This is a genomic window from Jiangella alkaliphila, assembly GCF_900105925.1.
Taxonomy (GTDB): domain Bacteria; phylum Actinomycetota; class Actinomycetes; order Jiangellales; family Jiangellaceae; genus Jiangella; species Jiangella alkaliphila.
The window spans coordinates 4,929,358-4,955,090 of sequence record NZ_LT629791.1; the positions used below are offsets into that span (position 1 = coordinate 4,929,358).

The 25,733-nt window shown below is 72.3% G+C and carries 20 protein-coding genes and 2 pseudogenes; 12 read left to right on the forward strand and 10 right to left on the reverse strand.

Going from position 1 to position 25,733, the window contains the following annotated elements:
- Positions 1-22: 22 nt before the first annotated feature.
- From BLV05_RS22530 to BLV05_RS22540, 3 genes and pseudogenes are all read left to right on the forward strand, one after another.
- Positions 23-985 (forward strand): annotated as a pseudogene (locus BLV05_RS22530) (helix-turn-helix transcriptional regulator); the annotation flags it as partial.
- 393 nt (positions 986-1,378) lie between these two features.
- On the forward strand, positions 1,379-2,107 hold the full coding sequence (locus BLV05_RS22535) for an ankyrin repeat domain-containing protein (RefSeq protein WP_083421363.1): 729 nt from the start codon (positions 1,379-1,381) through the stop codon (positions 2,105-2,107).
- Between the two features lie 47 nt (positions 2,108-2,154).
- Positions 2,155-2,568, forward strand: a complete 414-nt coding sequence (locus BLV05_RS22540) for a MerR family transcriptional regulator (protein ID WP_046769988.1) — start codon at positions 2,155-2,157, stop codon at positions 2,566-2,568.
- 30 nt (positions 2,569-2,598) lie between these two features.
- Here BLV05_RS22540 and BLV05_RS22545 read toward each other — a convergent pair whose 3' ends face one another.
- The gene (locus BLV05_RS22545; protein ID WP_046769989.1) at positions 2,599-3,048 is read right to left on the reverse strand and encodes a DUF1905 domain-containing protein; all 450 of its coding nucleotides are present in this window, start codon (positions 3,046-3,048) and stop codon (positions 2,599-2,601) included.
- A gap of 34 nt (positions 3,049-3,082) precedes the next feature.
- On the reverse strand, positions 3,083-4,135 hold the full coding sequence (locus BLV05_RS22550; RefSeq protein ID WP_046769990.1) for a LacI family DNA-binding transcriptional regulator: 1,053 nt from the start codon (positions 4,133-4,135) through the stop codon (positions 3,083-3,085).
- A 146-nt stretch (positions 4,136-4,281) separates the two neighbouring features.
- Between BLV05_RS22550 and BLV05_RS22555 the strand changes: the two genes are divergently transcribed.
- From BLV05_RS22555 to BLV05_RS22590, 8 genes and pseudogenes are all read left to right on the forward strand, one after another.
- Positions 4,282-5,514 (forward strand): amino acid ABC transporter substrate-binding protein, encoded by a 1,233-nt coding sequence (locus tag BLV05_RS22555; protein ID WP_046769991.1) that lies wholly within the window; start codon positions 4,282-4,284, stop codon positions 5,512-5,514.
- Between the two features lie 43 nt (positions 5,515-5,557).
- Positions 5,558-6,436 carry a branched-chain amino acid ABC transporter permease gene (locus BLV05_RS22560; protein ID WP_197683263.1) on the forward strand — a complete coding sequence of 293 codons (879 nt, stop codon included), beginning with the start codon at positions 5,558-5,560 and terminating at the stop codon, positions 6,434-6,436.
- On the forward strand, positions 6,420-7,493 hold the full coding sequence (locus tag BLV05_RS22565; protein WP_197683264.1) for a branched-chain amino acid ABC transporter permease: 1,074 nt from the start codon (positions 6,420-6,422) through the stop codon (positions 7,491-7,493). The genes BLV05_RS22560 and BLV05_RS22565 overlap by 17 nt, the downstream gene beginning before the upstream one ends.
- Positions 7,490-8,227, forward strand: coding sequence for an ABC transporter ATP-binding protein (locus BLV05_RS22570; RefSeq protein ID WP_046769993.1), 738 nt, complete (start codon positions 7,490-7,492; stop codon positions 8,225-8,227). Before BLV05_RS22565 ends, BLV05_RS22570 begins: the two co-directional genes overlap by 4 nt.
- A complete protein-coding gene (locus BLV05_RS22575) occupies positions 8,217-8,975 on the forward strand; it encodes an ABC transporter ATP-binding protein (RefSeq protein ID WP_046769994.1) in 759 nt (252 codons plus the stop codon). The genes BLV05_RS22570 and BLV05_RS22575 overlap by 11 nt, the downstream gene beginning before the upstream one ends.
- Before the next feature lie 12 nt (positions 8,976-8,987).
- Positions 8,988-11,303, forward strand: coding sequence for a PQQ-dependent sugar dehydrogenase (locus BLV05_RS22580; protein ID WP_046769995.1), 2,316 nt, complete (start codon positions 8,988-8,990; stop codon positions 11,301-11,303).
- Between the two features lie 87 nt (positions 11,304-11,390).
- Positions 11,391-12,135 (forward strand): annotated as a pseudogene (locus tag BLV05_RS38695) (ABC transporter ATP-binding protein).
- Entirely contained in the window at positions 12,120-14,006 is a 1,887-nt protein-coding gene (locus tag BLV05_RS22590; protein ID WP_082155403.1) for a hypothetical protein, read from the forward strand. Before BLV05_RS38695 ends, BLV05_RS22590 begins: the two are co-directional and overlap by 16 nt.
- A 2-nt stretch (positions 14,007-14,008) precedes the next feature.
- Here the strand turns inward: BLV05_RS22590 and BLV05_RS22595 are convergent, their stop codons facing one another.
- From BLV05_RS22595 to BLV05_RS22625, 7 genes are all read right to left on the reverse strand, one after another.
- Positions 14,009-16,756 (reverse strand): carbohydrate-binding protein, encoded by a 2,748-nt coding sequence (locus BLV05_RS22595; RefSeq protein WP_052762662.1) that lies wholly within the window; start codon positions 16,754-16,756, stop codon positions 14,009-14,011.
- Positions 16,757-16,807: 51 nt separating this feature from the next.
- Positions 16,808-17,665, reverse strand: a complete 858-nt coding sequence (locus tag BLV05_RS22600; RefSeq protein WP_046769997.1) for a carbohydrate ABC transporter permease — start codon at positions 17,663-17,665, stop codon at positions 16,808-16,810.
- The gene (locus BLV05_RS22605) at positions 17,662-18,564 is read right to left on the reverse strand and encodes a carbohydrate ABC transporter permease (RefSeq protein WP_046769998.1); all 903 of its coding nucleotides are present in this window, start codon (positions 18,562-18,564) and stop codon (positions 17,662-17,664) included. Before BLV05_RS22605 ends, BLV05_RS22600 begins: the two co-directional genes overlap by 4 nt.
- 6 nt (positions 18,565-18,570) lie before the next feature.
- The gene (locus BLV05_RS22610) at positions 18,571-19,902 is read right to left on the reverse strand and encodes an ABC transporter substrate-binding protein (protein WP_046769999.1); all 1,332 of its coding nucleotides are present in this window, start codon (positions 19,900-19,902) and stop codon (positions 18,571-18,573) included.
- Entirely contained in the window at positions 19,899-22,064 is a 2,166-nt protein-coding gene (locus BLV05_RS22615; RefSeq protein ID WP_152690848.1) for a glycoside hydrolase family 36 protein, read from the reverse strand. The genes BLV05_RS22610 and BLV05_RS22615 overlap by 4 nt, the downstream gene beginning before the upstream one ends.
- Positions 22,065-22,362: 298 nt before the next feature.
- Positions 22,363-23,373 carry a LacI family DNA-binding transcriptional regulator gene (locus BLV05_RS22620; protein WP_046770000.1) on the reverse strand — a complete coding sequence of 337 codons (1,011 nt, stop codon included), beginning with the start codon at positions 23,371-23,373 and terminating at the stop codon, positions 22,363-22,365.
- Between the two features lie 21 nt (positions 23,374-23,394).
- Positions 23,395-24,021, reverse strand: a complete 627-nt coding sequence (locus BLV05_RS22625) for a hypothetical protein (protein WP_046770001.1) — start codon at positions 24,019-24,021, stop codon at positions 23,395-23,397.
- A 91-nt stretch (positions 24,022-24,112) separates the two neighbouring features.
- Between BLV05_RS22625 and BLV05_RS22630 the strand changes: the two genes are divergently transcribed.
- Entirely contained in the window at positions 24,113-24,745 is a 633-nt protein-coding gene (locus BLV05_RS22630; RefSeq protein ID WP_052762663.1) for a GNAT family N-acetyltransferase, read from the forward strand.
- Here the strand turns inward: BLV05_RS22630 and BLV05_RS22635 are convergent.
- Positions 24,723-25,721, reverse strand: a complete 999-nt coding sequence (locus BLV05_RS22635) for a hypothetical protein (protein WP_046770002.1) — start codon at positions 25,719-25,721, stop codon at positions 24,723-24,725. The genes BLV05_RS22630 and BLV05_RS22635 overlap by 23 nt on opposite strands.
- Positions 25,722-25,733 lie beyond the last annotated feature (12 nt).

A 25,733-nucleotide genomic window follows, 5' to 3' on the forward strand; every position in this document is an offset into this window, starting at 1 on the left:
GCGTATTCGGTAGAGTTCTCGGATGCGCGCCGACCGGTTGGTCTCGCTGGTGCTGCTGCTGCGCCAGCACGGCCGGCTGTCCGCGACCGCGCTGGCTCGCGAGCTGGAGGTGTCCACCCGCACCGTGCTGCGCGACATCGAGGCGCTGTCCGCGGCCGGCGTCCCGGTCTACGCCGAACGCGGGCGGCACGGCGGGTTCGCGTTGCTGCCCGGGTTCCAGACCGAGCTCACCGGGCTCAACCACGACGAGGCGCTCGCCCTGCTGGTCGCCGGGTCGCGGCGCGGCGCGCAGGTGTTCGGCCTCGGCTCGGCGCTCGCCTCGGCCATGCTCAAGGTGGTCGACGCGCTCCCCGAGGGCCATCGGGCCACCGCGGCCGGGGCGGCCCAGCGACTGCTCATCGACCCGGAGACCGACCTCCTCTCGCGCCGTCTGGTCGCCGACGAGGTGCCCGACGCCATCGTGGCCGAGGTCCGCCGCGCGGTGTTCGCCGGGCACAAGCTGCGCATCCACTACGCGGCCTCGGGCCAGCCCCCGCAGTGGCGCACCGTCGACCCGATCGGCCTGGTCACCGTCCGCGACCACGGCTACCTGCTGGCCACGCGGTCCGGCGAGGACCGCACCTACCGGCTGTCCCGCGTCGTGGCCGCCGAGGCGCTCGCCGAACCCGCGCAGCGACCGGACCGCGTCGACCTGGACCGCGCCTGGCAGGATCGCAGCACGCGGTTCCGCACCGGCGGCGACCTCGTCACCGTCCTCGTCCGGGTCGACCCGGCGCGGCGGGCGCAGCTGGTGGGCACCGCGCTGGCCGTGCACGCCGAAGACACCGACGCGGACGGCTGGCTGCGGCTGGAGGTGACGTTCCAGGATCGGCGCCACGCCGAGTGGGCGCTGTGGCAGCTCGCCACGAACGCCGAGGCGCTGGAGCCGCAGTGGCTGCGCACCGCCCTGCGCGACCGCGCCGCCGCGACCGCCACCCGCTACGACGTCAGGAGAGATCAGCAACACACCGTGACCGACGAGCAGATCCGCGAGCTGGCGGCGACGGCGAAGCCCTACAGCCTGGCGGTCCTGCGGTGGGGCCCGGAGAGGTACAGGGACGGCGCTGAGGCGACCGAGCTGGAACACCAGCGGCGCATGGTGTCGCTGCGCGCCGACGGGGTCATCGCGGTCCTGTGCCCGATCGCCTCCGACACGTTGGCCGGCGTGGCCGTCATGACCGTGCCGGCCGAGCAGGCCAAGGACATCATGGACGCCGATCCTTGCGTCCGCGCCGGGATGATCGTCTGCGAGATCTACCAGTGCCACGGCTTCCCCGGAGACGCCATCCCCGCGTGAACGGGCCTGGCGAGTTGTTCGAGCTGAGGGCAGGATTCGGACATGGCCTTCCTGGACACGCGCGATCCGGTCGCGGTGGCCGCGGTGGCAGCGATCCACTCCGGTGACATGGAAGGGCTGCGGCAACTGCTCGTGGAGCACCCCGGCCTGGCGACGGACCGCCTCGGCTCCGCGACCGGCATGTCGCGGACGTTGCTGCACGTGGCGACCGACTGGCCCGGTCATTTCCCGCGCGGCGCCGAGACCGTGGCCGCCCTCGTCCAGGCGGGTGCCGACGTGAACGCCCGGTTCGCCGGCCCACACATCGAGACGCCGCTGCATTGGGCGGCCAGCACCGACGATGTCGCGGTGCTCGATGCCCTGCTCGATGCGGGCGCGGACATCGAGGCCGGTGGTTCCGTCATCGGCGGCGGCACGCCGATGTCCGACGCGTGCGCCTTCGCCCAGTGGAACTCCGCCCGCCGCCTGCTCGAGCGCGGCGCGACCACTCTGCTCTGGGAGGCCGCCGCACTCGGTCTGATGGACCGCATCGAGGGCGCCTTCGCCGCCGAGCCTGCGCCGGACGCGCACGAGGTGACCCAGGGTCTGTGGGCGGCGTGCCATGGCGGTCAGCGTGAGGCGGCGGCGTACTTCCTCGGCCGCGGGGCCGATGCGGACTGGATCGGGTACGACGACCTGACTCCGCTCGACGCCGCCGACCGGGCCGGCGCGTCGGACCTGGTCGCGTGGCTTCGTGCTCGCGGCGCCAGATCGGCCCGCGACTTGCGCTGAACGTCGGTCTTGACCCTGTACCCAGGTACGGGGTCGATGATGGCGACATGAGGACGAGCGAGCTGGCCCGCCACGTGGGCGTGAACCCGGAGACGCTGCGCTACTACGAACGCCGCGGACTGCTCGACGAGCCGCCGCGGACGCCGGGCGGGCACCGCGACTACCCGGACACCACCGTGCGGCTGCTGCGGTTCGTCAAGCGTGCTCAGGAGCTCGGCTTCACGCTGGACGAGGTCGAGGAGCTGCTCCACCTCGACGCCGGCGGTCCGGACGGCTGCGACGCCGCCCGGGTGCTCGCCGTCGCCCGGAAGTCCGATCTGGAAGCCAGGATCGCGGACCTGCAGCGGATGCGCGACGGCCTCGCCGACCTCGTCGAGACCTGCGACCTGCCGCGGGACGACCGCAACTGCCGGCTGCTGGTGGCCATCGAGCCGCCGCCTCGACCGGAAGGCGGCCGATGAGCGCGGGGCGCTGAGGGCCGCTGTACTTCCTCAGCGGGCGCGGCGCTCCCGCAGCAGCGACACCGACTTGGCGATGCGGGCAGCTCGTGTCGCGGCCGTCTTGGCGCCGGCGATCTGGAGCGTGTGCCACGACTGCTTGCTGTAGGAGAGCGTGCGCCAGAAGGCGTCGGCTTCGGGATCGGCCGCGAGTGCGGCCGCGAAGTCGGCCGGCACGTCGACCTCGCGTGGCGCGGTGTCGAGGCTCACCTCGACCTCGAGGGTCTCGCCGGCCGTGACGCCGGCCTCGGCGCGGCGGTCGGCGCTGACGCCGAGCATGAACCGCCCTCCCATGCTCGCGATGGAGGTGCGGAACGTGAAACCGTTGACGGTCACGACCACCTTGGGGTGCTTGCCTCCGCCGAGGCCCTCCACGACCGACGCAGGTACCTCGAAACCCGCCGCGGTCTTGCCGCTGGACTCGAGCTCGGCCCGGAACTTCATCGGATGCTCCTCCTCATGGCGGCCCAGGCCGAGTCTACGGTCGCTCGCTCGCCACAGCTGCCGGCGGCGGTGCGGTCGAGTCGCGCACCACGAGCCCGTGGCCGATCACGCGCCGGCGGGGCCGGGCGGAGGGTTCCTTCAACGCGAGCTCGAGGGCGAGGGCGCCCATCTCCGACATCGGCAGCCGGACGGTGGTCAGCGACGGCGCGAGGTCCTGGGCGACCGCGACGTCGTCGAAGCCGGCGACGGAGATCCGGCCCGGCACGGCGATGCCGTGGGACCGGAAGACCGACAGGATCCCGATCGCCATGTCGTCGTTGAGGGCGAGCACCGCGGTCACGTCCGGGTGCTGGGCCAGGATCGTCTGAGCGGCCACCTTCCCGCCGGCGCGGGTGAACTCGGCCTCGACCTGCGGCACCGTCGCGAAGTCCAGGCCGGCCGCGCCGAACGCCGCGGCGACTCCCCCGATCCGGTCCGCGATCGTGGTCAGCGCCCGCGAGCCGGTGACGACCGCCAGCCGCCGATGCCCCTGGGCGAGGACGTGCTCGGCGATCGCCCGGCCGCCCGCGGCGTTCTCGGGCAGCACCGCGTCGACGCCCAGGTGGTGCCGGCCGATGACGGCGACCCGGCCGCCCGCCGCACGGTAGGCCTGCAGCTCCGCCTTGACGGCGACCTGCAGCCGGGCGTCCACGAAGCCCGACCCGGCGATGACGATCGCGCCCACGCGGCTGGCCACCAGAGTGCGGACCTGAGCGAGCTGCTGCCTCGGGTCGCGACCGGTGTGGCAGATCTGGACCATGAGCCCTTCCCGGGCGCCGACCCGCAGCGCGCCGCTGGCGATCTCGGTGAAGTACGGGTCACCGATCTCGTGCACGACCAGCCCCACCGACCGGGACGTGCCGGCCGCGAGGCTGCGGGCATGCGGGTTGGCGGTGTACCCCAGTTGCCTGGCCACCTCGCGCACCCGCTCGGCCAGCGTCTCGCTGACGCCGGACGCCCCGGACAGGCTGCGCGAGGCCGTCGCGATCGAGACGCCCGCGTGCTCGGCGACGTCCTTCAGGCGCAGGATCCGCGGTCGCTCGGCCACTCCTCGCCCCTTCGCCTGTCACCCACGCACGATGGGCGGTTTGTGAGCCTTGCCACGTCGAACCTCCACCCCTACGCTACTGGAAAGCGCTTACGAAAGCGCTTTCCAGCATGGGACCGACAGTGTTCAGTTCAACGAGGAGCGACATGACCGTCCCCATTCGTGTTCGCCGCACCGCTCTGGCCGTCGCCGGCGGTCTGGCGCTCACGGCGTGTATCAGCAGCGGCGACGATGACAGCCCCGACGCCGAGGGCGGCGACGACCCCATCACGATCGGCATCTCCCTCCCGCTGACCGGCGACTTCGCCGAGCCGGGCAAGGGCGTCGAGCAGGGGTACGAGGCCTGGGCGGCCTACATGAACGAGAACGGCGGCCTGCTCGGCAGGGACGTCGAGCTGACGATCCTGGACGACCAGTCCAGCGCGGACCGGGTCGCCTCGGACTACGAGCGGCTGATCAACGAGGACGGCGTCGACCTGGTCTTCGGGCCGTTCTCCACCCGCCTCGTGGTCCCCGCCGCGCAGGTCGCGCAGGACTACGGCTTCCTGTTCGTCGAGCCGGCCGGCGCCGCGCCGGAGGTGTTCACCCAGGGCTTCGACAACCTCTTCTACGCCGCACCTGCGGTCGCCGACGACCACTACAACCACCTGGCCGACGCGATCGAGGCGATGCCCGCGGCCGAGCGGCCCCAGACCGCCGCCTACGCGGCGATGGACGACCCGTTCGCGATGGGCACCGCCTACGGCCTCAAGGCGCGCCTGGAGGCGATGGGCGTGACGACGGTGGCCGACGAGGTCTACCCGCCGAACACCACCGACTTCAGCAGCATCGCGGCGCAGATCGCCAGCACAGACGCCGACATCATGGTCGGCGGGACGCAGTACCAGGACGCGGTCAACCTGATCCTCGCGCTCCAGCAGCTGGGCTACCAGCCGCGGATGGCGGCGTTCTCGACCGCGCCGACCAACCCGGAGTTCCCCGCGGCGATCGGCGACCGGACCGAGGGCGTCCTGGCGCCGACCGGCTACACCCCGGAGGCGACCTACCCCTCCAACCAGGAGTTCGTCGAGTTCTACACCGAGGAGTACGGCACCGCGCCGGGTGAGGACCAGGCCAACGCGTGGACGACCGGCCAGGTCGTCGCCGCCGCGGTCGAGGCCGTCGGGTGTGCCGACCCGGAGCCCGACTGCCAGCAGCAGCTCATCGACTGGCTGCGGGAGAACGAGGTCGACACCGTTGTCGGCCCGCTGAGCTGGGACGCCGAGGGCCGCCCGCAGGGCGCCCATCTGATCCAGCAGTACGTCGGCGGCGAGATCCGGATCGTCCTCCCGGAGGACGCGGCCGAGGCCGAGCTGATCGTCGAGAAGCCGGCGTGGTGACGGGCACCGGCGGCGGCGCCGAGCCCGGAGAGGTCTGACCGGCATGTCGCTGTTCGTCCAGAGCCTGGTGCTCGGAATCCTGCTGGGAGGGCTCTACGCCCTCCTGGCGGCGGGCCTCACGCTCTACTTCGGCGTGATGCGGGTGGTGATGATCGCCCATTCGGCGTTCCTCATCCTGGCCGCCTATCTCGCCTGGGTGTTCACCCGGGAGACCGGCCTCGACCCGCTGCTGTCCATGATCGGCACGGTGCCGCTGTTCTTCGTCCTCGGCGTCGCGATCCAGCGGCTGCTGATGGCTCGGCTCCGCCCGGCCACGCTGACGATGATGTCGGTGCTGCTGACGTTCTCCATCGCGCTGGTCATCGAGGGCATGCTCGGCTGGGTCTTCACCGGCACGCAACGACGGATCCAGCTGCCCTACGGCGGCGCCGACCTCGAGGTGGCCGGCGTCAACGTCGCCGTGGTCAAGCTGATCGCGTTCGGGCTGGCCGCGCTGTCGCTGCTGGCGCTGTACCTGTTGCTGACGCGGACGCGCTTCGGCCAGGCGCTGCGGGCGACGATCCAGCATCCCGAGGCCGCCCGGCTGGTCGGTATCGACACCGAGCGCACCGCCGGGTACGGCTTCGGCATCGGGCTGGCGACGGCGGCCGTCGGCGGGACCGCGCTGGCGCTGGACTCCACCATCTACCCGTCGCTGCACTGGCACTGGATCGGGCCCCTGATGGCGATCATCGTGGTGGGCGGCCTGGGCAGCATCCCGGGCGCCGCGATCGCCGCGATGGTCCTCGGGATCGGGCAGGCGCTGCTCCAGATCCCGCTCAGCACCACGTGGGCGCAGACGATCTTCTACGTGGCGCTCTTCGTCACCCTCATGGTCCGCCCGCAGGGATTCTTCGGAGGTCGTCTTGCCCAGCGCTTCTGACCGGATCCGCGGGCCGGGGCTGACCGCCGCGCTCAAGGTCATCGGAATCCTCGCCCTCGCCGCGGCGGCGTTGTCGTTCCCCGCGTTCGCCGCGAACCCGTTCATCCTGTCGGTGGGCGTGGTGATCATGAGCTACGCGGTCCTCGCGACCGGCTGGAACTTCGTCGGCGGGTTCACCGGCTACATGTCGCTCGGCCACGCGGCCTACTCCGGCCTCGGCGGCTACGCCACCGCACTGCTGATCATCGAGTCGGGCATCAACCCGTGGCTGGCGCTGGTCCTCGGCGCACTGATCACCGCGCTGATCGCGGTGCCGGTGGGCATCGCCAGCCTGCGCGTGCGCGGAGCGTCGTTCGTCATCGTCTCGATCGCCTTCGTGCTGATCCTGCAGCTGGTCTTCCAGTCGTGGGGCGAGTTCACCGGCGGGTCGAACGGGCTGCGGGTGCCACGGCCGTTCGGGCCCGACGTCCTGCGTCCCGAGCAGCACGAGCGCTTCTTCTACCTGCACGTCGCGGTACTGGCGATCGCGCTGCTCGCCTGGTGGCTGATCGACCGGTCGCGGTTCGGCATCGGCCTCAAGGCGATCCGCGAGGACGAGGACAAGGCGCAGGCGCTGGGCATCCCGACGTTCACCTACAAGCTCGTGGCGTTCGTCCTCTCCGCGTTCTTCACCGCGGTCGGCGGCGGGCTCTACGCGCTCTGGTTCGGCTTCCTCGACCCGATCTTCCAGTTCTCGATCCTCATCGGCTCCTACATGGTGCTGATGAGCCTGCTGGGCGGCATCCGCAGCCTGTTCGGGCCGCTGCTCGGAGCCCTGGTCGTCGGCTACTCCGTCGAGTTCTTCAAGAACGAGTACGGCGACACCCAGTTCCACCTCGTCGCCACCGGGCTGCTGCTCGGGCTGGTCGTGCTGTTCATGCCCGACGGCGTCATCCCGGCGCTCGCGGCGCTGCGACGGCGGTTCCGCCCGCAGGAGTCGTCCATCCGCGAGGTCAGCCAGGCCGAGCTCGCCGAGCAGCGAGATTCCGCCCCGGCCAGAGAGGGGGCGAAGCGATGACGAGGATCGGCCTCGCGGCGACCGGGCTGTCGAAGGCGTTCGGAGGTGTCCGGGCCGTCGACGACGCCACGGTCGAGTTCCACCACGGCAAGATCAACGCCCTGATCGGGCCGAACGGCTCGGGGAAGACGACGTTCTTCAACTGCGTCACCGGCATGATCAAGCCCGACAGCGGGCGCGTCACGTACTACGACGCCGACATCACCGGGAAGGCGCCGCACCGGATCGCCCGCGCCGGCGTCGGGCGCAGCTTCCAGCTGTGCCGGATCTTCCCCCGGATGACCGCGCTGGAGAACGTCCTGGCGGCGGTCCGGCCGCCGAGCCGGGCCCGCCTGCTCGCCTCCGCCCACCATCGCGGCGACGTCGCACGGGCCCGGGAGCTGCTGTCCCGCGTCGGCATCGAGCACCTCGAGAGCTCCGAGGCGCGCGCCCTGTCCTACGGCCAGCAGAAGCTGCTCGAGCTCGCGGGCGTGCTGATGGCCGACCCCGACACGATCATGCTCGACGAACCGGCCGGCGGCGTGAACCCGGCGCTCATCGAGCGGATCGCCGCGCTGGTCCGCTCGCTCAACGCCGAGGGCAAGACGTTCATCGTCGTCGAGCACAACATGGAACTGGTCATGAGCCTCTCCGACCACGTGATCGTCTTCGACCGCGGCACCCAGATCAGCGCCGGCCCGCCTTCAGTGGTCCAGCAGGACCCCCGAGTCCTGGAGGCCTACCTTGGCATCTGACCACCTGCTCGAGCTCGTCGACATCGAGGCGGGCTACGGTCGCGCCGCCCTGGTGCTGCGCGGCCTGACGGTGCGGGTCCCGGCGGGATCGGTCGTGTGCCTGGTCGGGCCCAACGGCGCCGGCAAGTCCACCGTCCTCAAGGTCGCCAGCGGCATGCTCGCGCCCCGCTCTGGCACGATCCGGGTCAACGGCGAGGACGTGACCGGCTTCGGGCCGCAGCAGCTGCTGGCCGCCGGCCTCTCGCACGTGCTCCAGGGGCACAGCGTGTTCAAGGAGATGACGGTCGAGGAGAACGTGCTGCTGGGCGCGTACACGATCCGCGACCGCGCCCGGATCGCCGAGCGGGCCGGTTTCGTCAAGGACCTGTTCCCCGTCGTCCGCGACCGATGGAAGGCACTGGCCGGAGCGCTGTCCGGCGGTCAGCAGAAACAGGTCGAGTTCGCCCGGTCGCTGATGGTCAGCCCGCGGGTGGTGCTGCTCGACGAGCCGTCGATGGGCCTGGACCCCAGGTCGGCGGCGTCCGTCTTCGAGCAGGTGATCCGCATGCGCGACGCGGGAACGGCCGTGCTGCTCGTCGAGCAGAACGCGCGCCGCGCCCTCGAGACCGCCGACCTCGGCTGCGTGCTGGACCTCGGCCGGGTGCACATCGACGGCCCGGCCGCGGAGCTGCTCCAAGACCCGCAGCTGGCCGAGCTCTACCTCGGCGGCCGGCCCACCACGGCACCTTCCCATCCACATCTGAAGTGAGGGACGAGGACCATGCGCAGATCACGTCGATGGCTCGCCGCTGTCACAGCATTCGTGCTCGCGGCGGCGCTCACCCCGCTCACGCTGCCGGCCACGGCGGACACCGCCGACCCCGACACTCCCATCACCGACCCGATCCCCGACGCGATCAAGCCGTCCACCCGCGGTCTGGTCCTGGAGGAGTACGCCCAGCTGCCCGCATCCGTGCCCAACGGGCCGGTCACCGACGTCCGGATCGGCTCGAGGTACAACCGGATCAACTATCTCGGCGAGATCCCGGACGGCTCCGGCCGGATGTACGTGCCCGACCTCAACGGCCCGCTGTACCTCCTGAACGACGGCGAGCCGCAGCTCTACCTCGACATCGCGGCGCGGTACCCGCACTTCCTGTCCTGGCGCGGCCTCGGCTCCGGGTTCGGCTTCGTGACGTTCCACCCCGAGTTCGAGGACAACGGCAGGTTCTACACCGTCCACTCCGAGACCCCCGACGCCCCGGGTGAGCTGACCTACCCGTCCCAGCCGGTGACCTCCTCGTCGGTGACGAGCGTCGTGACCGAGTGGACCGCCGACGACCCCGCGGCCGGCACGTTCAGCGGCACCAGCCGGGAGCTGTTCCGGTTCCGCTTCGGCGGCCAGATCCACGCGATCCAGCAGATCGACTTCAACCCGCACGCCCGGCACGGCGACGAGGACTACGGGCTGCTCTACCTCGCCGTCGGCGACGGCGGCATCGGGGTGAGCAGCGACGTGCCCCAGGACCTCGCCACGCCGTCGGGCAAGATCCTCCGGATCGACCCGGCCGGCACGAACGGCCCGAACGGGCAGTACGGCATCCCCGCGTCGAACCCGTTCGTGGGCGAGCCGGGCGCCGCCGGCGAGATCTACGCCGTCGGCATGCGCGACCCGCACCGCTTCAGCTGGGACCGCCGCCACCCCGGCGACATGTACCTCGGGCACATCGGCCAGCGCGCCATCGAGGCGGTCTACGACGTCGACGCCGGCGACAACTTCGGCTGGCCGGTGATCGAGGGTCGCTACGCCTACCGCAACGAGACCCAGTGCTGGCTCTACCCGATGACGGAGGAGATGAAGGACGCCGGTTACGAGTACCCGGCCACCTCCTACGACCACGACAAGCCGGCCAACTGGCCGTGCAACTCCGACTCCGGGCACGCCGCCTCCGGCGGGTTCGTGTACCGCGGCGACCTGCCCGGCCTGTACGGCGCCTACGTCTTCGGCGACCTCGTCGAGGGCCGGGTGTACTACAGCCAGATCGCCGGACGCCCCGACGACACCGGCCACGACAACGACGTCTCGCGGGAGGCGCCGCTCTACGAGCTCGCGCTCTACGACACCGAAGGCACCCGCATGCGGATGACCGACTTCGTCGGCGACGGACGCGTCGACCTGCGCTTCGGCACGGACTCCGACCAGAACCTCTACCTGCTGGCGAAGGCCGACGGAAGGATCTGGCGGGTCGTGGGCATGAAGTACGAGTCGATCCGCCCCGAGGTCCACCCGTCGATCGCGCCGGACCTCGTCGCGTCGTACGACTTCGAGCACCCCTTCGCCGCCGACGACTCCTGGGAGGAGGACCAGGGGTGGTCGCGCACGCTGATCAGGCTGGTCAACGGGGGTGAGGACCTGCGGGTCGACGACGGAGCCTACGCGGGCAGCCTCAACGCCCTGCAGCTGCACAGCGCCGCCGGCTCGCCGACCGGCGTTCCGTGGAAGGCGGGCGTGTACTCCGCCGACGCCGACGGCGTGGAGTCACTGAGCCGCTTCAACGGAGCCGAGGGCATCACGGTGATGGGCTGGTTCAAGCTGAACGGCCAGAACCCCACCCCCGGCTTCAACGCGATCGGCCTCGCCGGCGTCCTGAGCGGCAACTCCGACGGTCACGGCGTCCGCGCCCTGCTCGAGCTGATCCAGGTCAACGGCGAGCTGCGGCTGGTCGCCCTCGGCCGGCGGATCGACACCGGCGCCTCACAGACCTTCGCCGCCGTGCAGGACTGGCGCGAGCTGCTCCCCCAGGACGAGTGGGTGCACCTGGCCGCGACATTCGACTACACGACCGGGGAGATGGCGCTGTACCGCAACGGCCGGCCGATCGAGGGCTTCTACACCACCCCCGGCGACCCCTGGCAGATCGACGGGACCGGCACCTCGGCCACCAACCCGCGCGGCATCAAGATCGGCGGCTCGTACCCGCAGGACGGCAGCGAGCGCAACCCGTGCAACTGCCGGATGGACGCGCTGATGTTCTTCGACGACGACCTGGAGGCGCAGGAGATCTGGCGGCAGTACCGCCGGTTCCAGGGCAACTGACCGGCCGGTCGCGAGGGTTGGCGGCGGGTGATGCGTTGTGAGAACGTGTCACCCGTCGTCAGCCCGATACGGTCGTGAGGGGTCGCGGTGCCAGCTGAGCAGCCCGAGGTGGCGGCCTTCGAACTGGCCGGGCTGTCCAAGCGGTTCGGCGAGAAGGCGGCCGCCGACGGCGTCGACCTGACGGTCCCGCGGGGCTCGTTCTTCGGGCTGGTCGGGCCCAACGGCGCCGGCAAGACGACGTCGCTGTCGATGGCCGTCGGGCTGCTGCGGCCCGACGCCGGAACGGCGCGCATCTTCGGGCACGACGTATGGGCCGACCCGGTGGCGGCGAAGCGGCTGGTCGGGGTGCTTCCCGACGCGCTGGCCATGCCCGAGCGGCTCACCGGCACCGAGGTCCTCACCTATCTGGGGCTGCTGCGCGGCATGGACGAGGCCACCATCGGCGAGCGGGCCGGCGAGCTGCTGGACGTGCTCGACCTCGCCGACGCCGGGTCCACCCTGGTGATCGAGTACTCCGCCGGCATGCGCAAGAAGATCGGCCTGGCGACGGCGCTGCTGCACGCGCCCCGGCTGCTGGTGCTGGACGAGCCGTTCGAGGCCGTCGACCCGGTCTCGGCCATGACCATCCGGGCCATCCTGCAGCGCTTCGTCGCCGGCGGCGGCTCGGTCGTCATCTCCAGCCACGTCATGGCCCTGGTCGAGCAGCTGTGCGATCACGTCGGCCGGGCCGCTGGACGCCGTCCGCGCCGGCGCCGGTCTGGAGGAGCGGTTCGTCGAGCTGGTGGGGGTCCGGGCGGCCGACGAAGACGGCCTGGCATGGCTGACGGCCTGATCCCCACGCTGGTCCGGCTGCGGCTCACCGTCTGGCGGCGTACCCCGAACGGCTTGCGGCCCGTCGGCGTGACGCTCGGCCTCGCCCTGGCGCTGGCGGCCCTCGCGGTCGGCACCGGCGACCTCGGCGGCGAACGCAGCACGGCCGACCTGCTCGCCGTCATCGCGGCGGCCTGGCTGGTCGGCTGGGTGATCGGGCCCATCCAGACCGGTGGCGCCGACCTGCTGCGGCCGGAGTGGTTCGCGATGGCGCCGCTGACGCCGCGCCGGCTGGCCGCCGGGCTGCTGGCGGCCTCGAGCGTGAGCATCGGCGCGGCGATCACGGCGGTGATGCTGGTCGCGCCCGCGATCTACGGCGGGCGGCTGGGAGCGGACGCGGTCGCCATGGCCGTCGCGGCCCTCCCGCTCCTGCTGCTCCTGATGATCCTCGCCTCCCGCATCGTCGCCGAGGCGCTGGGCTCGGCGGCCCGGTCGCGCCTCGCCACCGAGCTGGCCAGCCTGCAGTACGGGCTGTTCATCGCGGCCATGCTGGTCGGCTGGGCGATCATCTCGATCCTGGCCGACGTCGCCGGCGACGCCGGTGCGGAGTTCGCCGACCTGCTGCCGGGCTGGCTCGCGACGCTCGTGCGGGCGCTCCCGTCGGGCTGGGGCATCGTCGCCGTCGAGGCGGCCGGACGCGGTGACTGGCCGCTCGCGGCCGCCGCGCTGGCCGGGCTGGCGGCGGCGGTGTGGGCGGGCCTGCTGCTGTGGGCATGGCTGCTGCGCCGGCGGCTCACCGGCGGCCGGGCCGGCCCGGGCGTGACGGTGCGAGCGTCCGGCCGCCGCCGGTTGCCGGCGACCCAGCTGGGCGCCGTGACCGGCAAGGACCTGCGGACGTGGCTGCGCGACCCGCGGCGCGGCATCGAGGTGCGCAGCTCGCTGTGGGCGGCCGTCTTCACGACCGCGGCGCTGTGGGCGCTGGCCCCGGAGGTGCTGCCGTTCGCCGGTGTCGTCGTCGCACTGATCGGCGCGATGGCCTGCGTCAACGTGTACGCGATGGACGGCACCGCGCTCTGGCTGACGCTGCTCGTCCCCGGCGCCGAGCGGGCCGACGTCCGGGGCCGTCAGCTCGCCTGGCTGCTCATCTACGTGCCGGCGACGGTGCTCCCGTCGCTGGTCGGGCTGGCGGTGGTGCGGGAGGCCTGGCCCGTCCCCTGGGTCGCCGCGCTGGTGCCCGCGCTGCTCGGCGGCGCGGCCGGGCTGATCCCGCTGCTCTCCGTCTATGGCCTGGCACCGGAGACCGACGCGCACAAGCGCACCGGCAACCCGGCCGAGACCGGCGGCGACGCCACCGGCCTCTACTTCGCCATGCTCTTCGCGACGGTGCTGACCGCGGCGCCGCCCACGGTGCTGCTCGTCCTGGGCAGTGCGAATGACGTCCCGGCACTGACCTGGCTCGCCGTCCCTGCCGGCCTGCTCACCGGCGTGGGCTGCGCCTGGGCGTTCGGGCGCGCGGCGTACCGGCGGCTGCGCGACCGCGGCCCGGAGTTGCTCCAGCTCATGCGCGTCGGCCCCCGCCCGCCCACGGCGACCCGCGAGGCGTCCGGCAACCCGGTCGAGATGATGCCACGGCACCGGCAGGCCCTGCTCAGCGTCTGCGTCACGCTGGGCATGATCGCCGCCGTGCCGCAGGGCATCGTCCCGGCCGTCATGAAGCTCACCGGCCAGACCGAGCCGGTCTGGTTCCTCGCCCTGTACGCGCCCGAGGCGTGGCAGTGGCCGGTCGTCGTCGCAATGGTGTTGCTGGGCCTGGCCCTCCTGCTCGTCGCGTTCCAGCTCTACCGGACCGCCCGGTCCTGCGCCGCGTCGACGGCGCCGGACCGGCGTCCCTGACCTCAGCCGACCCGGATCGGGGCGAGCTCGAACCGGTCCAGGTCCGGTGCCCACGGGCTGTCCAGGGCCGGCTTGCACGGCTGCGGGCACTCGCTCGCCGTCGCGCCCCGGGCCGGGTCGTTGGACACGGTGATCTCGTTGCGCCCGGCTTCCAGCGTCACCGGCACGCCGCGGGCCCACCAGTTCCCCCACGACCACGTGTTCTTCAACCAGTGCCGCGCAGGCTCGGCGCCGTTGACGGACACGTCGACCGGGCGGGAGATGATGTCGGCGTTGTACGGATGCCCGGTGTCGCGCTCGTCGTTGGCGTAATGGACGACCAGCAGATGCTCCCCCGCCTGGGCGGCGTCGACGGTCAGCGTCAGCGAGTTCGCCGGCCCGTTGCCGACGCCGCCGACGAACGAGCCGCCCGACGCGGCGCGGTGCGACCGGACCTCGGCCGTCCCCGCGAGGGTGGCGTCCTCGGCCTCGACCGCGGTCACCGGCTGCGCGCCGTCGACGGCCCGGGTGACGGCGACGTCGTCCAGCCGCACCGGCGTCGGGCCGGTGGGCGTCACCGTCACGCGGTTGACGCCGGCGGAAAGGAACAGCCGGTGCCGGTCGGTGTCCCAGAACCCGCCGCCGGGCGCCGCCGTCAGCACGGCGCCGTCGACCGGCCGGCGGTCCAGCCCGACCTGCGCGACGGCCGACCCCGGCCGGCCGGGGCTGCTGTGCCGGAACTCGAGGTCGTAGTAGCCGTCGTCCTCGGCGTAGACGGTGAACAGCGTCTCGGCGCCGCGCCGCAGCACGACGTGGCCGGCGCCGGACTGGTCGGCGCGGTCGTACTCGTGCCCGGCGGTGTCGCTGCTCTGCGCCAGCTCGGCCTCGTACGTGCGGGCCGGTTCCGTCCCGCCGTCGCCGCTCAGCTGCTCGAGGTCGATCCGGTCGAGCGTCGCCTCGCCGATGGCCCGGCCCAAGGTCGGGTCGGACCCGGCCAGCCGGATCTCGTTGCTCCCGGCGGCGAGCGTGACGACGACGTCGGCGCGGGTCCGCCAGGTCCAGTTCATCGTCGCTTCGTAGTCGACGAATCGCGGCTCCGCGCCGTTGACGGTCAGCACCTGCTGCGACGGCTGGCCGGTCTGGTTGCCGTACATGATGCCCAGGCGGTAGTCGCCGGCGGCCGGGACGTCGACGGTGAACGCGACGGCGCTCTCAACGCGGTTCAGCGCGCCGACGTCGCGGTTGCCCGACGTCGCCGCGGCGTTCCAGTTCTGCAGCGTGCCCTGCGTGAAGACGGTGCCGGCGGTGATCGCGGCGGTCTCGGCCTCGTACGTCGCCCGCCACGGCCGGTCGACCGGCTCGCGGCTGCCGCTGCCGCCGGGCGACAGCACGATCTCGTAGGCAGCCATCAGGTCGACGTTCGAGCCGCCGTCGCCATGCACGCCCAGTCCGCGGATCGGCACGGTCACCGTGCCACCCGACGGCGTCACGTCGGCGCGGTGCAGCACCTCCGGCGGCGGCGCGTCGGAGTTCTGCCCGCTCCAGGTGGTGGCCCGGACCTCGACGTTGACGGTGTCGCCGAACAGCTCCGGGTCCACGCCCTCGACGACGACGTCGACGGGCTCGGCCGTGCCGCCGGTGACGATGCGGGCCTGCCGGCGGTCGTCGTCGATGACGGCGATGGCGTCCAGCGCGTCGACGGTGGTGGTGTCCGGCCGGGTGACCGCGACGGTGTCGCCGCCGTGCAGGTCGGCGTACATCTTGTAGAACCACCAGCCGCCGCCGGGCTTGTTCGTCTGCACGACGTCACCGGCCTGGCCGCCGGCCGCGGTCCAGTACGCCTTGCCGCCGGCGGCGACCTTGGCGTCCTCGAACATCGCCGTCCACTTGATCAGCTGGCCGGGGACGGTGAGGTCGCGGTTGCCGCCGTACTCGTTGATGTTGATCGGTATCGCGTCGATGCCGCGCTCGCGTTCCAGCGCACGGTAGGCCGCGTAGGTCGAGCGGAAGTAGTTGCCGCTGGCCGGGTCGAGGCTGTTGGACGCCAGCTGGTGCCAGGCCGCGATGTCGGGCAGGACGTCGTTGTCGCGGGCGAAGGTGAGGAAGTCGGCGTAGTTGCGCTGCCGGAACGTGGCGTCGTTCATGCCGGCGACACGGGCGCCCGGGTGATGGGCGCGGACGTACTCGACGGCCTCCTTCCAGTGCTGCAGGAACGCGTCCATGCGGGTCCGGTACGTCGCGGCGTTGCCGGTGCCCAGGTCGTACCAGATGTTGTCGGGCTCGTTGAACAGCACGTAGACGAACCGGTCGGCGTGCGGGCTGCTGGACGCCTGGTCGACCACCCAGGCGAGCTTGTCCATGTAATCGTCGAAGCAGACGTCGTTGCAGGGCACCACCCCGCCGGGGTTCTCGTACTCCCACTCGGCGTACATGTCCTGCACGTAGATCTGGATGTACTCGCCGCCGGTGCGGACGAACGGGTCGGCCACGACGAGCGCGTCGCCGTTGGGGTGCTGCGCGCCGGCCGGCGGCTTCTGCGCGATGCTGTGCAGGCGCAGCGGTTCGAGGGTGTTGTCGCTGGGCACGCCGTCGTCGCTGAGCCCGTACAGGGTGCCGCCGCCGGCGCCCAGGAACGGGCCCGTGCGCTCGCTCAGGTCCACGACCAGCTGCTGCGCGTCGTCGGCGCGGGCCGGTGGAGCCGGCAGCGTGCTCGCCGCCAGTGCGCCGGCCACGACACTCAGCGCGGCGATCGGTGCGATCCACGTTCGCATGACGTCCTCTTTCCGTCGTCGTCGATCGTTCGGAGGGTGGTGCGAGAGGGGCTACTTGACCGCGCCGCTGGTGATGCCGGAGATGATCTTGCGCTGGGCCACGACGAACACGATGAGCAGCGGCAGGCTCATCAGGACCACGTACATGAAGATCAGGTGCCAGTTGTTGAGGTAGAGCCCCGCGCTGGCCACCTGGAACAGGTTGAGCGGCAGCGTGTCCAGCCGGCCGCCGAGCACGAAGAACGCATAGAACACGTCGTTCCACACGTAGAGGCAGATGAGGATCGTCGCCGTCGCCAGCACCGGCCGCAGCAGCGGCAGGATGATCCGCACGAACACCTTGACCGGGCCGGCGCCGTCGACCCGGGCGGCCTCCTCCAGCTCCAGCGGGATGGTGCGAACGAAGCCGGTGACGAAGAAGATCACCGTGGACAGGTAGATGCCGGCGTAGACGCCGATCATGCCGACGGCCGTGCCGGCCAGGCCGAGCTGGCGCAGCAGCAGGACGATCGTCACGACCGCCGGCGGCAGCACGATGCCGCTGATGGCGGCCGCGTACAGGACGGCGTACCCGCGGCCGGTCCGCCGGGCCAGCACCCAGGCCGCCATCGAGCCGAGGACCAGCACCCCGGCCACGGCCGGCACCATCACCAGCAGGCTGCCGGCGAACGCAGACGGGATCGCGCCGCGGTCCCAGACCTCGCGCAGGTTCTCCCACAATTGCCAGTCCGTCGGCGGCGCGAGGTTCGGGCTGAGCGCCTCACCCTGCGACTTCCCCGCCGTCATGACGACCAGCCACATCGGGATGCCGACGAGGACGGCCACCAGCACGACGGTGACCACCGGCTGCAGCCGCGACCACGTCGAGCGCTCCCGCAGCGGCCGCCGTCGCAGGCTCACCCCGCTCACAGGACCTGCTCCCGCCGGCGCAGCATCCTGATCACCGGGAAGGCCAGCAGCGCGACCATCAGGAACAGCACCAGGCTCATCGTCGTGGCCTGGGCGAACAGGCCCTGGCCGAACGTGCGGTAGATGAAGATGTTGAGGATCTCGGTGGTCCGGGCGGGCCCGCCCTCGGTCGTCGCCTGCACGATGTCGAACCCGTTCATCGAGCCCAGCAGCGCGGTCGCGACGCTGAACGTCACCGCGGGCGCCAGCAGCGGGAAGCGGATCGTCCAGAACGCCTTCCACGCCGGTGCCCCGTCCATGCGCGCCGCCTCGAGGATGTCCTCCGGCATCGTCTTCAGCCCGGCCAGGTAGATGAGCATCGACAGCCCCATCCACTTCCAGGCGTGGATCAGCGCGACGACGACGATCGTCCACGTCGTGTTGCCCAGCCACGGCGTCGTCACGTCGCGGCCGGCGAAGAACCCGAGCACGTCGTTGAGGGCGCCGTCCGGCTTCAGCAGCGCCTGGAAGATGTAGCCGACGGCCAGGGCCGACATCAGCACCGGGAGGAAGAACGCCGCCCGGGCGAACCGGTTCAGCGCGGTGTCCCGCTCCAGCAGCACCGCCAGCGCCAGCCCGAACACGTTCTGGAAGATCGCCACCAGCACCGCGTAGACGAGCGTGATGCGCAGCGACGAGAACAGCGTCCCGTTGCTCGCCAGCTGCTCGAAGTTGTCGAAGCCCACCGGGTTGATCTCGCTGGTGAAGCTGGACCAGTCGGTGAACGCGTAGACGAAGTTGAAGACCGTCGGGACGACGAAGAAGACGGCCAGCACGACCAGCGCCGGAAGCAGGAACCAGCCCGGGTGGGTGGTCCGCTCCCGCCGCCGGTCAGCCGCGGGCGCCTGGGCGTGCGCCATCGACGGTCAGCTCCCGACCCCGGCCGCCTCGGCCAGCTGCTCGAACTGGTCCTGGGTGGCCGCCGCGACCTGCTCCGGGGTCATCGTCCCGGCCAGCATGTCCGCGAGGTTGAGGTAGAGGTCCGGGTTGGCGACGGCGAGCGCCTGCATCGAGCCGACGGCGTCGGCCAGCGACGCGTGCACGTCCAGCAGCGCCTGCGGCACGCCGTCCGGGCTGGGCACGTCCGACTTCAGCGAGACGGTCTGCCGGCCGGCCACGAAGTCCTCGTAGCCCGGGCCCATCCAGTACGCCAGCAGCTGCCGGGCCGCGGCCTCGCGCTCGGCGTCACCGGTGCGGAACGCGACCAGCGCGTTGCTCTGGTCCGGGATGAACGTGCCGACGTTGCCCGACGGCGAGATCGGGAAGAAGCCGATGGTCTCGTCCAGCGTCGCGGTGTCGGCCTTGGCCTGGAGCTGGCCGAAGAACGAGTTGACCTGGACGACCATCGCCGCCTCGCCGGCCAGCAGCGCGTCGCCCTGGTCCTCGAACGTGGCCGTGACGATGTCGTCGTTGAACAGGCCCTCGTCGACCAGGCCCTGGTAGGTGGTGATGGCGTCGAGGACGACCGGGCTCTCGAACGTCTCCTCGCCGGCGTTGAGGCGGTCCCAGAACCCGTCGGCGGCGGCGTCGGCCAGCTGCACCTGCACCCACCACTGGGTGGCCCAGCGGTCGGCGCCCATCTCGAAGAACGGGGTGACGCCGGCCGCGTCGAGCTGCCGTCCGACGTCGACCATGCCGGCGAAGTCCGTGGGTGTCTCGGTGATGCCGTTCGCCGCGAAGACCTGCGTGTTGTAGTAGACGCCCTCGACCGCCGGGCTGGTGATCAGCGCGGCGTAGCGGGTGTCGTCGAGGATGCCGGTCATGTCCTGCAGCTCCGGCTCGAGCTCCTCGATCCACGGCGCGTCGTCCAGCGGCTGCAGGTTGGTGCGCGCGTTGATCGCCGTGAGCATCGACGCCGTCGGCTGCCAGAACGCCAGGTCGGGCATGTCACCGGTCGCGACGCGGGTCTGGATGCTCTGCTCGTACGGGTCGGGGATCGTGACGACCTCGACCGACGCGCCGGTCCCCTCCTCGAACGCGGCCACGACCTGCTCGGGGACGGTGGTGCTGTTCTGCGCCGCCCAGATGGTCAGCTCGACGCCGTCGAGGTCGCCGGTCGGGTCCGGCCAGGCGGCGTCGCCGGCGGTCTCGCCGTCGCCGTCGCTGTTGCCGGACGGGCCGGACGCGGGGTCGCTGCAGGCGGTGGCGGTCAGGGTGACGGCGGCCAGCGCCGCCACGAACGTCAGGGATCTCCTCATCGAGTCTCTCCTCGTTCTCGGTCGGTACGGATCGGTCCATCGGTGTGGCGCAGGCGGAACACGCGGGCCGCCGGGGCGGCCACCGCTCCGTCGACGCGCAGGACGCCGGCGTCGGCGTCCCACGCATGCGGCCAGGCGGGCAGCCGCCGCGGGTAGAGCACGTCGATCTCGGGGGTCGCGCCGCGCAGGTGCGGCAGCGGGAGTTCGGTGACGGCGTCCGCGCCGGGCCGCCGCCACACGGCCAGCACGCTGTCGCCGTCCCTGCGCAGGCCGAGCGCGATCCAGCCGTCGGTCCAGCCGGGCAGGCCCAGCGGCCAGAAGGGGACGCTCGCCGCGAGGCCGGGCCGCAGCTCCCGGTACGCGTCGACGCCGTCGCGGACCAGCGCGAACTGGTCCGCCGTCATCCGGTTCAGGTGTCCGGAGAGGTAGAGCCGGCCGAGCAGGCCGGTGGTGACGGTGAAGGCGATCTCCTCGTCGCTCATCTCTGGCTGCGGGTAGGCCCAGTTCGCCGACTGTTCCGGCAGCACCGCCATCGGCGCCGCGGCGGTGATCGGCGGGTAGAGCAGCGGGTTCTGCTGGTCGCTCGTCGACTGCAGCTGCAGGCGCGCGAGCAGGGCGTAGTCCATGCGCATGCCGCCGGAGCCGCAGTTCTCCAGGACGAGGTCCGGGTGCCGGTCCAGGACGCCCTCGAGCCAGCGCAGGTGGGCCCGGTTGTGCGCGAGCAGCCCGGCGCCGGGTGCGTCGGCCTTCGCGTCGGTGCCGGCGCCGGGGTCGATGTTGTAGTCGAGCTTGAAGTAGCCGATCCCGAGCTCCTCGACCAGCCGGTCGACGGTGGCGTCGAGGTGCGCGACGGCGGCCGGGTGGCGCAGGTCGAGGTGGTACCGGCCGTTCTCGGCCTGCCGGCGTCCGTCGCGCTGGAAGAACGCGTCCGGCGGCAGGCTGTCCGCCAACGGGCTGCGCACGCCGACGACCTCCGGCTCCAGCCACAGCCCCGGCCGCATCCCGGCGGCCCGGATCCGGTCGGTCACCTCGCCCAGGCCGTTCGGGAACCGGGTGGCCGACGGCTCCCAGGCGCCGACGCTGTCCCACCAGGCGCCGTCCTCGTCGTACCAGCCGGCGTCGATGCAGAAGTACTCCGCGCCGGCCCGGGCGGCGGCGTCGACCAGCGGGAGCAGCCGCTCAGTGGTCGGGTCGCCGTCGAGGGTGTTCATGTAGTCGTTGAAGACGACCGGCAGCGCCATGCGGTCCGGATGCGGCCGGACGATCGCGCGCCGGTAGGCCGTCAGCGCGGCCACGGCCGCCTCCAGCCCGCCGTCGCCGACGGCCAGCGCGGCGGGGACGCTGGTGAACTCCTGGCCCGGCTCCAGGGTGTGCCGCCACTGGTGGTCGGCGTCGCCGGGTCCGTGGACGGCGAGGTAGACGCCGTCGAGCCGCTCGCCGACCTCCCACCGCCAGGCGCCGTTGTGCTCGACCTGGAAGGCCCACGCCCGCCCGCTCGCCCGGTCGACCAGCGCGCCGGCCGGCAGGTACTCCCCCGACGACCACGAGCCGTGGCTCGCGACGACCAGCGCCCCACGCGGGTTCTTGCCGTGCGTCTCGAGGTCGATGTCGGGCAGCCGCCGCTCGCGCAACGCCTGCCGCTGCCAGCGTCCCTCGGCCAGCCAGTCGTTCTCCGCCCAGAGGACGTCGATGCCGTCGGCCCCGCTGGTTCCCGGCCGGAAGGCGCCGGTGGCCAGCGAGCTGACGGCGTGCAGCGTCACCGGCTCAGGCCCCGTGACCTGGACGGTCGTCTCGGCGCGGACCGCGGCCACGCCCAGCGGCGAGCGCAGCACGCTGGTCACCCCCAGGCCGGCGACGTCGTCGACCTGGTCGATCTCGAGCGTCGTCCAGCCGCCCTCGCGGTGCTCCCGGTGCGCGGCGTAGCGCAGCCGTGCGCCGGCGGCGCTCTCGACCTGCCGCGGGCCGGACCACGCGCTGCCCTCCCCCGCGACCAGCAGCTCGACCAGCGGCTGCGCCGGCTCGGGGATCGCGTCGGCGCCGGCTCCCGGCCCGGCGGCGTCGATCGTGATCAGCCGGACGGGACCGCTCGGGTCGGCGGCGAGGACCACGGTCAGGGCGTCGTGTCCCCACTCGATGCGGGCGGGCTGCGACGTCATCGGCATCGGCCTTCCTCGGTGCTGTTAACGCTCACAGGAACGAGGCGTTCCGCCGATGATAACGTTTTCAGATTCGTCGTCAAGGGGTCCGGGCCGGACGTCGCGGCGACCGTTCCATGATCATCAAGCTTCGGCGGTGTGAGTGCGCTGTCCTCGCCAGGGCCACGTGAGAACCATGATCATGGGCGGTCTGGTGTCGCCAGGGCAGCAGTAAATCGCCCTTGATCACGGTTCTCACCGGCCGACGAACACCACGTCGCTCAGAAGCCCGGCTCGAACGTCGCAGCTCGAAGGACAAGCGAGGCTAGCGGACCGGCGGCGGGCCGCTGCTCTCGCGGACCACCAGCCGGGCCGCCGTCGACGACGTCTTGGCCGTGTGTCCGGTGCCGAGCAGCCCTCCGAGCAGCGCGAACGAGCGCCGGCCGAGATCGGCGAAGTCCTGCTCGACGGTGGTGAGCGCGGGTGTCCAGAACCGGCCCATGGGGTGGCCGTCGAAGCCGACCACACTGATGTCGGCGGGCACCTTGCGGCCGGCCTCGTGCAGGCCGCGCATCAGGCCCATGGCCAGCTCGTCGTTGCCGCACAGCACGGCCGTGACGTCGTCGCGCCCGGCCAGCTCACGGCCGATCTCGTACGCGCGCTCCGGGTCCCAGCCTGCGTCGAGGACGGGCGGCGCCTCGACCCCGGCCCGGGTCAGGGCCCGCTTCCAGCCCGTCGCCCGGCCGGCCCGGCGTCCCGACGTCGGCACGGCGACATAGTGCACCGTGCGGTGGCCGAGCCCGAGCAGGTACTCCGTCGCCGCCATGGCGCCGGCCGTGTCGTCGAGGACGGCGTGCGGCACCCCGTCGCCGCGGCCACCGGAGGCGGCGACGACCGGCAGCGCGTCGGGCAGCCGGTGCAGCGCGGCCGCGCCGGGCGGGTCGAACTTCAGCACGACCACCCCGGCGACCGGGTGGCTCAACGCGAGGTCGACGGCCGCCTGGACCGCGGCGGGCTCGTCGGTCTCGATCACGGTGATCATGACGATGAAGCCGGCCAGCCGGGCCGCCTCCTCGATGCCCTGCAGCGTCGTGGCGTAGCCGTAGCGGGTGGTGTTGCTCGCCAGCACCGCGATGACCGACTGCCGCCCCGTCACCAGCGCGCGGGCGGCGCCGTTGGGTCGATAGCCCAGCTCGCGGACGGCGGCCATGACGCGGTCGGTGCGCTCCGGGCTGACCGGCACCGAGCCGGTGATGACGCGCGACACCGTCGGCACCGACACACCCGCCAGGCGCGCCACGTCCGTGATGGACGGCGCACGCGACGACCTGGACATATGGCCAGAGCGTACCCCGCGTCACGCCCGCGGTGCCGGTGTCAGGCCCGGCGGCATGACGTCGTCCATGTCGAAGGCGATGCACACGACGGTGCGGATCTCCGGCCACCAGTCGCCATGCGGGTAGAGGTACAGGTAGCCGTATTCGGGCCCGCTGACGGTCTCCGGCGGGCTGCCGTCGAGCAACTGCGCGCATCGCTGGTCCGCTCGCTCCTCGACGACGGTCAGGCCCGGATAGTCGCCCTCGGCCAGCTCGAACGTCGCGTACACCTCGCCCTCGTGCGGCCCTGAGCAGGCCACGACCGGGAAGTCGAGCTCCTGCTGCGTCTCGCCCTCGATCGTGCTGAGCCCGTCGACGCAGTCGCCGTCGCGCAGCGCCGCCCAGGTGTCCTCGAGCCAGTAGGGCGCGCCGTCGTCGTCCCCGTCGTCACGGTAGACGAGCACGTAGAGCACCCCGATGACCGCGACCAGGCCCACCGGCCCGACGATCAGGGCGGCGACGGCGAAGCCGTTCCTCGGCGGCCGTGGGGGTTGCGGCGGCGCGGACCAGACCGGCAGCCGGTCCGGTCCGGCCGGGCGCTCGGGCACCCAGCCGACCCGCCCGGGCTCGGCCGCCGCCACTGCCTCGTCCTCACCGTCGACTGGCATGGCCTGCTCCCCCGTCCGTGAGCGCCGCACCGCAGGACACCTCGATGACGCGCGAGCCGGCGATCAGGTTGCCCAGCTAGACTCGCCCGCCATGTCTGACGCGCGGCGGCTGACCGAACGGCTGGTCCTGGAACCGATCGCCCCGCGCCACGTCGACGAACTGGTCGGCTTGCACCGCGACCCGGCCGTGGCGCGCTGGTACGGTGACCTGGACCGGGCCGAGGTCACCGCGTTCGCCGCCGCCCGGGAGTCGGGCTGGCGCACCGCGGGCGTCGGCAAGTGGATCGCCTACCACCGCGACACCGGCGCACTGGTCGGACGCGGCGGGCTGTCACGGCTGGCCGTCGCCGCGGCCATGACGCGCCAGATCGCCGCCACTGTGCCAGGCGGTGACGACTGGGCGGAGCACCGCCTGGAGGTGGGCTGGGTGCTGGCCGGCGCGCACCACGGGCACGGCTACGCCACCGAGCTCGGCCGCTGCGCCCTCGACGTCGCGTTCGCGGAGCTGGGGGCAGGCGCCGTCGTCAGCTTCACCGAGGAGCACAACCGGGCCTCGCGCGCCGTGATGGAGCGCCTCGGCATGCGCCACGTGGGCACCGTCACCGGCCGCGGCTTCCGTGCCGACCGCGACGGCATCCACGACGACGCCCCGTTCGCGCTCTACCTGAGCCGTTCGCCGAACCGGAGCGTGTCACGGACCGTCAGCCGGCGGCCGCGCGGCTGAGCGTATAGCTGAAGAGCGCGTCCCCCACCACCGGGACTCGATCGCGGTCGAGGACGTAGAGGTGGTTGGCGTCCGCCGCGAAGAGCCGCAACGGATCGCTCGTGTCCATGTCGAGCTCGACGACCACCGCCGAGGGGTCGTGGTCGACGCCCTGCGCGAGCCGCCAGGTGCCACGTCGCTCGGTCTCCGTGCCCTGGTAGAGGTAGGTCCCCTGTGCGGGGTCTCCGTCCGAGGCGGAGATGCGCAGCCACCACTTGATCCGCTGGCACTCTGGATCCTCGGGGATCCTGGTGAACTCGTGAACGAGTGGCGAGCACCGCGTGCGGCCTTCGTACGTGCCGGTGACGTCCGGCGGGGACGCCGGCGCCGAGACGGACTCTGGTCCGGTGCGGTTGAGGGTGTAGCTCCACGCGCCGTTGCCCACCATGAGGCCGCCGTCGTCGTCCAGCAGGTGGATGAGGTCGTCGCTGATCATCCTGAACCGGACCGGGCGTGACGTGCTCGGATCGGCCAGTTCGATGACCGTCGCTCCCGCGGTGTCCGGGGTGTCCGCGCCGTTCGACGCCGACCAGGTGCCGGCCATGGCGATCGACGTGCCTCCGCCGCGGATTCCTGGGGTGTTCGGTTGCGATATTCCGTAGGTGGCACGCAGTTCGTAGGTGCCGTCCACGCCGAGGTCGACCCGCCAAATGGCCATCTCGCAGTCGGCGTCGCCCGGGATCTGTGGCAGGGGCGGCGCTCCGGGCGTGCATGGGGTCACCGCTTCGAAGGTTCCTGGAGGCACGCTTGCCGCCACGTCGTTCACCACCTTGCCGGCCGGCTCCGACGGGGTCTTGGACGCGCTCGTCGGAGCGGGCGCCGGCTCGTCCGGCTCGGCGGGCGCGGCGTCGCACCCCGCGGCCGCCAGCAGCGCGATCGCCAGCGACCACGCCAGACGACGGCCGGTGACGGCGTTGACAGAGCGAGAATGGCTCACCGTTACACACTA